This window comes from Acidovorax sp. HMWF029, from assembly GCF_003060895.1.
Classification (GTDB): domain Bacteria; phylum Pseudomonadota; class Gammaproteobacteria; order Burkholderiales; family Burkholderiaceae_C; genus Acidovorax.
In genome coordinates this window covers 1-6,996 of record NZ_QAIH01000174.1, presented here as the reverse complement: position 1 = coordinate 6,996, position 6,996 = coordinate 1, and the positions used below count along the sequence as shown (strand labels likewise).

Annotated in this window: 12 protein-coding genes; 5 read left to right on the top strand and 7 right to left on the bottom strand. The window is 64.1% G+C overall.

Going from position 1 to position 6,996, the window contains the following annotated elements:
• Window positions 1–719, top strand: a 719-nt coding sequence (gene ytfE, locus DBR12_RS12185) for an iron-sulfur cluster repair protein YtfE (protein WP_108617487.1), incomplete at its 5' end; no start/stop codon positions are given.
• A 4-nt stretch (window positions 720–723) separates the two neighbouring features.
• Entirely contained in the window at window positions 724–1,164 is a 441-nt protein-coding gene (locus DBR12_RS12180) for a group III truncated hemoglobin (RefSeq protein WP_108617486.1), read from the top strand.
• Between the two features lie 38 nt (window positions 1,165–1,202).
• Here DBR12_RS12180 and DBR12_RS22360 read toward each other — a convergent pair whose 3' ends face one another.
• The gene (locus DBR12_RS22360; protein WP_171012331.1) at window positions 1,203–1,376 is read right to left on the bottom strand and encodes a LiaI-LiaF-like domain-containing protein; all 174 of its coding nucleotides are present in this window, start codon (window positions 1,374–1,376) and stop codon (window positions 1,203–1,205) included.
• A gap of 188 nt (window positions 1,377–1,564) precedes the next feature.
• On the opposite strand from DBR12_RS22360, the gene DBR12_RS12170 reads away from it, so the two are divergent.
• Entirely contained in the window at window positions 1,565–1,771 is a 207-nt protein-coding gene (locus tag DBR12_RS12170; RefSeq protein WP_108617484.1) for a hypothetical protein, read from the top strand.
• An 86-nt stretch (window positions 1,772–1,857) separates the two neighbouring features.
• On the opposite strand, the gene DBR12_RS12165 is transcribed toward DBR12_RS12170, so the two are convergent.
• The 3 genes from DBR12_RS12165 to DBR12_RS12155 are packed head-to-tail and all read right to left on the bottom strand — an operon-like array spanning window position 1,858 to window position 2,916.
• Entirely contained in the window at window positions 1,858–2,085 is a 228-nt protein-coding gene (locus DBR12_RS12165; protein ID WP_108617483.1) for a DUF3820 family protein, read from the bottom strand.
• 10 nt (window positions 2,086–2,095) lie between these two features.
• Window positions 2,096–2,458, bottom strand: coding sequence for a translation initiation factor Sui1 (locus DBR12_RS12160; protein WP_108617482.1), 363 nt, complete (start codon window positions 2,456–2,458; stop codon window positions 2,096–2,098).
• A complete protein-coding gene (locus DBR12_RS12155; protein WP_108617481.1) occupies window positions 2,455–2,916 on the bottom strand; it encodes a DUF2721 domain-containing protein in 462 nt (153 codons plus the stop codon). The genes DBR12_RS12160 and DBR12_RS12155 overlap by 4 nt, the downstream gene beginning before the upstream one ends.
• Before the next feature lie 221 nt (window positions 2,917–3,137).
• Here DBR12_RS12155 and DBR12_RS12150 point away from each other — a divergent pair, with 221 nt between their 5' ends.
• The gene (locus DBR12_RS12150) at window positions 3,138–4,421 is read left to right on the top strand and encodes a DEAD/DEAH box helicase (protein WP_108617480.1); all 1,284 of its coding nucleotides are present in this window, start codon (window positions 3,138–3,140) and stop codon (window positions 4,419–4,421) included.
• A 31-nt stretch (window positions 4,422–4,452) separates the two neighbouring features.
• On the opposite strand, the gene DBR12_RS12145 is transcribed toward DBR12_RS12150, so the two are convergent.
• Window positions 4,453–4,797, bottom strand: coding sequence for a DUF6172 family protein (locus tag DBR12_RS12145; protein ID WP_108617479.1), 345 nt, complete (start codon window positions 4,795–4,797; stop codon window positions 4,453–4,455).
• A 126-nt stretch (window positions 4,798–4,923) separates the two neighbouring features.
• On the opposite strand from DBR12_RS12145, the gene DBR12_RS12140 reads away from it, so the two are divergent.
• Window positions 4,924–6,186 (top strand): sensor domain-containing diguanylate cyclase, encoded by a 1,263-nt coding sequence (locus DBR12_RS12140; RefSeq protein WP_108617478.1) that lies wholly within the window; start codon window positions 4,924–4,926, stop codon window positions 6,184–6,186.
• Window positions 6,187–6,243: 57 nt separating this feature from the next.
• Here DBR12_RS12140 and DBR12_RS12135 read toward each other — a convergent pair whose 3' ends face one another.
• Complete coding sequence (locus DBR12_RS12135; protein ID WP_108617477.1) at window positions 6,244–6,447, bottom strand: hypothetical protein; 204 nt, start codon at window positions 6,445–6,447, stop codon at window positions 6,244–6,246.
• Window positions 6,448–6,489: 42 nt separating this feature from the next.
• Window positions 6,490–6,996, bottom strand: a 507-nt coding sequence (locus DBR12_RS12130; RefSeq protein WP_233244413.1) for a methyl-accepting chemotaxis protein, incomplete at its 5' end; no start/stop codon positions are given.

The window sequence follows — 6,996 nt, the reverse complement described above, 5'->3', positions numbered from 1 at the left end:
CGGCTCCCCTCAGCGCCGATCAGCAGATCGGCCAGATCGCGGTGCAACTGCCCGGCGCCACGGCGGTGTTCCGGCGGCTCAAGCTCGACTTTTGCTGCGGCGGCCAGGTAAGCCTGGCCAAGGCGGCTGCCGACAAGGGGCTGGATGCCAACGCCGTGCTGGCCGAGCTGGCGGCCCTGCAGCGCAGCGACACCGTGCCCGAAACCGCATCGCCCAGCGCGCTCATCGACCACATCCTGGCGCGCTACCACGAAGTGCACCGCCAGCAGCTGCCCGAGCTGATCCGGATGGCCCGCCGGGTGGAGGCCGTGCACCGCGACAACCCCCATGTGCCCGCCGGGCTGGCCGACCACCTGGAGGCCATGCACGAGGAACTGCTTTCGCACATGCTCAAGGAAGAGCAGGTGCTGTTCCCCATGCTCAAGAGCGGCGGCAACCCCTTTGTGGGCCAGCCCATCGGCATGATGCGCGCCGAACACGTGGACCACGGCGCAGCGCTGGACAAGCTCAACGCGCTGACCAACGACTCCACGCCACCCCAAGGCGCCTGCAACACCTGGCGCGCGCTCTATGCGGGCATTGCCCAGCTGGGCGATGACCTCGTCAACCACATCCACCTGGAAAACAACGTGCTCTTCCCGCAATTCGAAGCCGACGCGACGCCCTCTTCGCAAGGTTGCGGTCCGTCAAGCTGCGCATGCAGCAGCGGGGCACACTGAAGACATGAACCGGCAAACAACCTCGTCCGAAGGACTTGGCGCACATTCACACCCCAGTGTGGAAAGCATCACGCAGCTGGTGCACGGTTTTTATGGCGATGTGCGCCAGGACCCGCTACTGGGGCCCGTGTTTGAAAAGGCCCTGCAGGGCCATTGGGACGCCCATCTTGAGCGACTGGTGAATTTCTGGAGCACGGTGGCGCTGGGCACGCGCAGTTTCAAGGGCGATGTGTTTGGCAAGCACATGGCACTGGAAGGCATCACGCCCGCCCACTTCGCAGCGTGGGTGGGGCTGTGGCAACAGCACACCAGCCGCCTCTTTGCCCCAGAAGTCGCTCACGAGCTGCAGGTGGCGGCACACGGCATTGCGCGCAATTTGTTCAGGGGTTACTTCGGCAACGCCCCGGCGTTCGTATCAACACGCAGTGAACACACAGGGCATTGAGCCTGCTCAAAGGCCCAAAACACGCTGCTGCACCAGGGCTACTTTTTCTTGTCGCCAGGCGTAAAGAACAGCGCCAGGCCCACCGCAATCAGCGCCACGGGCCACCACACCCGCAGCAGCTCGCGCAGGCTGATGCTGATCAACCCCAGGTTGGTCAGCAGAAAAAACACGCCCAACACGACCAGAACGATCGCTGCAATATGGCCCTTCATGTGCATTCCCTCAGCTAGTGATTGGCTATGGAGCACGATTATGGCTGCGCGCAGACTGCCCAGGAGCCATGGAAGCTACAGGCAATGAACCCGACCTCAGCGCGCGAGCCCCGCGCCCATGGCATACCCCAAGGCCATGGCGTGGGTGAGCAGTCATACTGAGGCCTTCAAGACACCAGGAGAACAACATGACCCAGAACGCTGATATCGCCCTTGCGCGGGAACTCTATCGAGCCAGCGAACTTGCCACCAAACAGGTGACAGAAGCCCAAAGCCTGGCAAAAGATCTATTTCCCGGGGTCGACCATTCGCGCGCGGACATTCTCGCCATCGCGCAACTGATTGCGATCAACTACGCCGGCTTGCACGGCAGCAAAGGCCAGCACAAGGGCTGACAGCGGCACAGAACCCCTCCCCAAAGGCCGCGGCCCTTGCGCAAGGATCGGCGGGGAGTTTGGCAGGTCACCCGCGCGACCATCGGTCAAGGGTTCAAGTTGCGCACCCCGCGCAACGGCTTGAGCAGGTCCGACAAGCCGTTGTGGTCAATCTCATGCATGAGCGCCAGCAGTTGCCCCAGTTCACCCTTGGGGAAACCCTCGCGCGCAAACCAGTTCAGGTAGTTGCCAGGCAGGTCGGCGAGCAGTGTGCCTTTGTGCTTGCCAAAGGGCATCTCGGTCGTGACCAGGCGCTGAAGCTTGTCCGCATCCATCGCCAGCCCCTCAGCCACCCGCGCGCTTGACCTTGTGGCCCAGCTTTTGCAGTGCGGCCATCACACGGTCCACATGATCGCCCTGCACTTCGATCACGCCGTCCTTCACGGTGCCACCGCTGCCGCATGCGGCCTTGAGCTGCTTACCCAGCTGTTCCAGCGCAGCCGCGTCCACCAGCACGCCCTTGACCAAGGTTACAGCCTTGCCACCTCGGCCCTTGGTCTCCCGCGAAACCCGTACGATGCCATCGCCCGTGGGCACAGGCTTGTTCTGATTGCAGATGCACTGCGCCGCAGGCTGGCGGCAGCCTGGGCACATGCGGCCCGATTCGGTGGAATACACCAGGCCGCCAAGATCAGCAAACGACTTCATTTCGTGCCCTTAGGGTCATGTTCCAGCAGGTGGAAGTTGAGAAGGCGGGTGGCCAGCAGCGTTTCGGTCAAGAAACACACCAGCGCCAGCAAAAACGACGCCACACCCGCCAGAAAACCCGCCACCGCCAGCCGGTTGGACTGGAAGTTGGTGGTCTCGCCCAGAAACAGCAGGATGATGGTGATGCCAATCAGGACCGCGCAGAACGTAAGCAGGCCGATGCAGCCATTGGCCAGCCAACCGCGCAGGCGCAGGTCTGCCAGTTCCTTGTAGGCCCGGGGCAGAAACTCAGGCTCGACATTGGCGCGGTCTTCCACCACACGGGCGCGGTCAATGATGCGGGCCAGGCGCCCGGCCACGGCACCAATCATGCCGGACACGGCCGTGAGCAAAAACACTGGGGCTACCGCCAGCTGGATACCGTGGGTGATGGCAGAGGAGTCGAGGGTGAGGGCCATGGTCCAGGAGAAACAAAGGGAAAACCGGCGAACCGCCGGTGGCCCGATTATCAGCGCGATGGCTGCCAAAGGGGCGCTCAGCCAGGTCCTGCGCACCACGGCATAGACTGGTTGATGCGCAAGCACGAGCCTTGGCAGCAACTGCGGCGACAATCGTCCATCTCTGTCCCCGTTCGCGCTGTCGAGCGTTGCCTTTTCAACACCGCCCCAGCGTCGCCTCCATGCCCTTTGCTTCCCTCGGTCTATCCCCCGCCCTTGTCCACGCAGCAGAAAAGGCGGGGTTCGTCGCGCCCACGCCCATCCAGACGGGTGCCATCCCCGCCATCCTGCAGGGGGCCGACATGCTGGGGGCGGCCCAGACCGGCTCAGGCAAAACCGCGGCTTTTGCCCTGCCCTTGCTGCAACAGCTGCAGTTGAGCGCCACCGGCGGCCCTCGCCGTGTACGTGCCCTTGTGCTGGTGCCCACGCGTGAGCTGGCCGCCCAAGTGGGCGAGGTGCTGCGCAGCCTGGCCCAGCATCTGCAACCACCGCTCAAAGTCGCCATCGTGTTCGGCGGTGTGTCGATCAACCCGCAGATGCTGGGCCTGCGCGGTGGTGCCGACATCGTGGTGGCAACGCCGGGACGCCTGCTGGATCTGGTGGAACACAACGCGCTGCGCCTGTCTGCCGTAGCCCACTTGGTGCTCGACGAGGCCGACCGCCTGCTGGACCTGGGTTTTACAGAGGAACTGCAGCGCGTCCTGGCGCTGTTGCCCGCCCGGCGGCAAAACCTGTTCTTGTCGGCCACATTCCCTGCTGCGGTGCAGGCATTGGCTGATGGCCTGCTGAGCAACCCCGTGCGCGTGGAAGTGCCCCACACTCCCGGCAACGAACCTGCCATCGAGCAACGCGCGATTGCAGTGGACGCCAGCCGCCGCACCCAGCTTCTGCGCCATCTGGTCAAGGAGTACAACTGGTCGCGCGTCCTGGTATTCGTAGCCACGCAATACGCTGCTGAGCATGTAGCTGAAAAACTCTACAAGGCAGGCATCTTTGCCAGCCCGTTTCATGGCGGTCTGAGCCAGGGCGCACGCAACCAGGTGCTGCAGGAATTCAAGGATGAACGCTGGCAGGTGGTAGTGACCACCGACTTGGCTGCGCGCGGCATCGACATTTCGCAGTTGCCTGCCGTCGTCAACTATGACCTGCCACGCTCAGCGGTGGACTACGTGCACCGCATCGGCCGCACGGGCCGCGCGGGCGAAAGTGGCATGGCCGTGAGTTTCGTGACAGCCGACGCCGAGGCGCATTTCCGCTTGATCGAAAAGCGCCAGCACTTGGCCCTGCCCCGCGAGCAGATTGCGGGGTTCGAGCCCACCGAAGTCGCTGCCCCGCCACCCACCACCGACCCGCAGGGCACAGGCGGCATCAAAGGCAAACGGCCAAGCAAGAAAGACAAGCTGCGCGCTGCTGCCGCCGCTGCCGCTGCAGCAGCAATTCCAGCTGCGGACAAAAAAGGCTCCTGAACGGAGCCTGAGGGTGGGAAAAGCGGCGGTGTCAGGCCCCGTCGCCCCCCTCGTCTGCCTCCTCCATGCCACGCCCCTCGGCCACGCCTGCGGGCCGGGGTTGGCGCTTGCCGGTTTTGGCAAGGATTTCCACATAGAACTGGGAGCCGCCCTCGGCAGCCACTGTGTTGATCAACCCGGTCACTGCAGAAAGGTGGGCCATAGCGGCGTCTTCTTTGCTGCGGCCAAAACGGCAGTCAAAATCCCAGAAATCGGCGCCTTCAGGCAGGTCGCGGCGCCGTTCGCGCTTGATGTACTTGCGAATTTCGTGCTTGACGGCATCCAGAACGCGGTCGCGGTTCTTGCCTTCAACGTGGAGTTGGAAAGTTTTTCTCATGGGCGATGGTACCGCCTGTGGCACCAGGGCGGCTCTCCCCTCCATTTCCCCACGAGCTGGCCGGTTCCCAACCGGGTAACCCGATGCCACAATGGCGCACCACTTTTTTGGTTACGAACCAGCCCCATGTCCCACGACTTGCGTCTGCTGCATATGCTGCCAGCGGCTGTGCTCGTCACACAGAATGGCACCATTCGCTTTGCCAATGCGGCCAGCGTGGAGTTGCTAGAGGCCCCCGGCTTGGACACCCTGATCGGCCGCCCATCGGTTGACTTCGTCCATCCGATGGACCAGATGCGCTCCAGTAACCGCATCCAGCAGGTGGCCGTGCCCGAGCAGGCGGGACGGCCAAACAAATCCTCCGAGTTCCGCATCCGTACTGCGCGCGGCAACCTGCGCATGGTGCTGATCAGCAGCGTGGCAACTGAATGGGACGGTGCGCCCGCCGTGCTTATGTGCGGCCTGGACACGACGCATCGGAGCGAGATCGAGGCCCAACTTCGCGAGAGCGAGCAGAACTTCCGCCGACTCTTCGACAGCCTTCAGGACGTGTACTACCGCACCGATGCGCAGGGAGTGGTCCAGCATGTGGGGCCCGGCGTGCGCCGCGTTCTGGGTTACGAGCCACACGAAATCGAGGGCCATATGGCCGACTCGTACCACCCACGCAACTACGACCGCGATGCGTTCAAGGCCGCCATCCTCACGGATGGCGAGGTCAGCGACTTCCCCGGCCAGATGGTGCGGCGCGACGGCCAGGTGATCGACATTTCCATCAGCAGCCACGCGCTGTACGACCATGATGGCAACTTTGCAGGTGTGGAGGGCATCTACCGCGACGTGACACATCGCAAGAACCTCGAGCGCGAGTTGCACAGGCTGGCCACCACCGACATGCTCACCGGCATCGCCAACCGGCGCGCGTTTCTTGAGACAGCAGAATCTGCCTATGCCCATTCGTGCCATAGCGGAGAGCCGCTCACGCTGCTGATGCTGGATCTGGACCACTTCAAGACAATCAACGACCGTTTCGGCCACCTGGAGGGCGACCGGGCCCTCGTGGCCTTTGCTCAGTCCATCAAAAGCCAGTTGCGCGCCAGCGATGCCGTGGGGCGCCTGGGTGGCGAGGAATTTGGTGTGCTGCTGCCAGTGACCACCCTGGCCGAGGGCCTGGAGGCCGCCACCCGCATCCTGCACAGCGTGCGTGCACTGCAGCTGAGCGACGACACAGACCAAGCCTACCGCATCACCACCAGCCTGGGCCTGGGTGCCTTCCGCCAGAGCGACCGCAGCCTTCGCGACATGCTGGACCGCGCCGACAAGGCGCTCTACCTGGCCAAGCGCCGGGGACGCGACCAGATCGCCTCGCTCGAAATCCCGGGCGACTAACGCCGGGTGCCCGGCTCCTTGGAGCCTGTTTACGATCTCGCAGGGGCCGCGCGCCATTCACAGACGCATCCGCTCCTGCTGAAGGTTCCACAGGCAGGCGGCAATCCCCAGCAGCATTTCCATCACCTGTTCAGAGCCCTGTTGCGATAGCTCCAGACCGTCGATGATCATCGCCAATTGGGCGATCGCGTCCTCAGGCGCCGACGCGCCGCCATTGCGGGCTACTTCGGCAATGGCAATCAGGACATCGGTGTGATTCATGGCAGCGAAGCGATGCCAGAGCGGATGCGGGTACTCTGTGAACTAGCGCGGCGCCATGGACAGCTTCCGCTGGTGTGGTGTGGCCCCAGAGGGCAGCGCTGAAGCGAGCGTGTTCTGCGCTGCATGCTGCTGAAGCCCATCCTGGCGAGGCCCCTGCGGCGCTTCGGCTGCCGGGCTGGCGCCATTGGGTGCCAAACGGAACTGGTGGATCACCTCCAGCAGACGCCGGACCTGGTTCTTCACGCCGGCTGAGGCGGACGAGCTGTCGTCCACCAGGGCGGCATTCTGCTGTGTGGCCACATCAAGCTGCCGCACGGCCTCGCCGATTTGGGCGATGCCACGGGCCTGTTCCTGGCCCGCGTTCTGGATTTCGCTGATCAAAGCCACGACCTGGTTCACATGCCGCACGGTGTTGGCCACGCGCTCGCCGGCCTGGCCCACCAGCGCCGAGCCCCGCCCCACCCCCTGCACACTGGCTGCAATCAGCCCCCGGATCTCACGCGCCGCCGTGCTGCTGCGCTGGGACAGCCCTCGCACCTCGCCCGCCAC

Bases quoted from the DNA above. Each gene is read 5' to 3' on its own strand.
- DBR12_RS12180 (WP_108617486.1), top strand. From the start codon at position 724: ATGAACCGGCAAACAACCTCGTCCGAAGGACTTGGCGCACATTCACAC.
- DBR12_RS22360 (WP_171012331.1), bottom strand. From the start codon at position 1,376: ATGAAGGGCCATATTGCAGCGATCGTTCTGGTCGTGTTGGGCGTGTTT.
- DBR12_RS12170 (WP_108617484.1), top strand. From the start codon at position 1,565: ATGACCCAGAACGCTGATATCGCCCTTGCGCGGGAACTCTATCGAGCC.
- DBR12_RS12165 (WP_108617483.1), bottom strand. From the start codon at position 2,085: ATGGATGCGGACAAGCTTCAGCGCCTGGTCACGACCGAGATGCCCTTT.
- DBR12_RS12160 (WP_108617482.1), bottom strand. From the start codon at position 2,458: ATGAAGTCGTTTGCTGATCTTGGCGGCCTGGTGTATTCCACCGAATCG.
- DBR12_RS12155 (WP_108617481.1), bottom strand. From the start codon at position 2,916: ATGGCCCTCACCCTCGACTCCTCTGCCATCACCCACGGTATCCAGCTG.
- DBR12_RS12150 (WP_108617480.1), top strand. From the start codon at position 3,138: ATGCCCTTTGCTTCCCTCGGTCTATCCCCCGCCCTTGTCCACGCAGCA.
- DBR12_RS12145 (WP_108617479.1), bottom strand. From the start codon at position 4,797: ATGAGAAAAACTTTCCAACTCCACGTTGAAGGCAAGAACCGCGACCGC.
- DBR12_RS12140 (WP_108617478.1), top strand. From the start codon at position 4,924: ATGTCCCACGACTTGCGTCTGCTGCATATGCTGCCAGCGGCTGTGCTC.
- DBR12_RS12135 (WP_108617477.1), bottom strand. From the start codon at position 6,447: ATGAATCACACCGATGTCCTGATTGCCATTGCCGAAGTAGCCCGCAAT.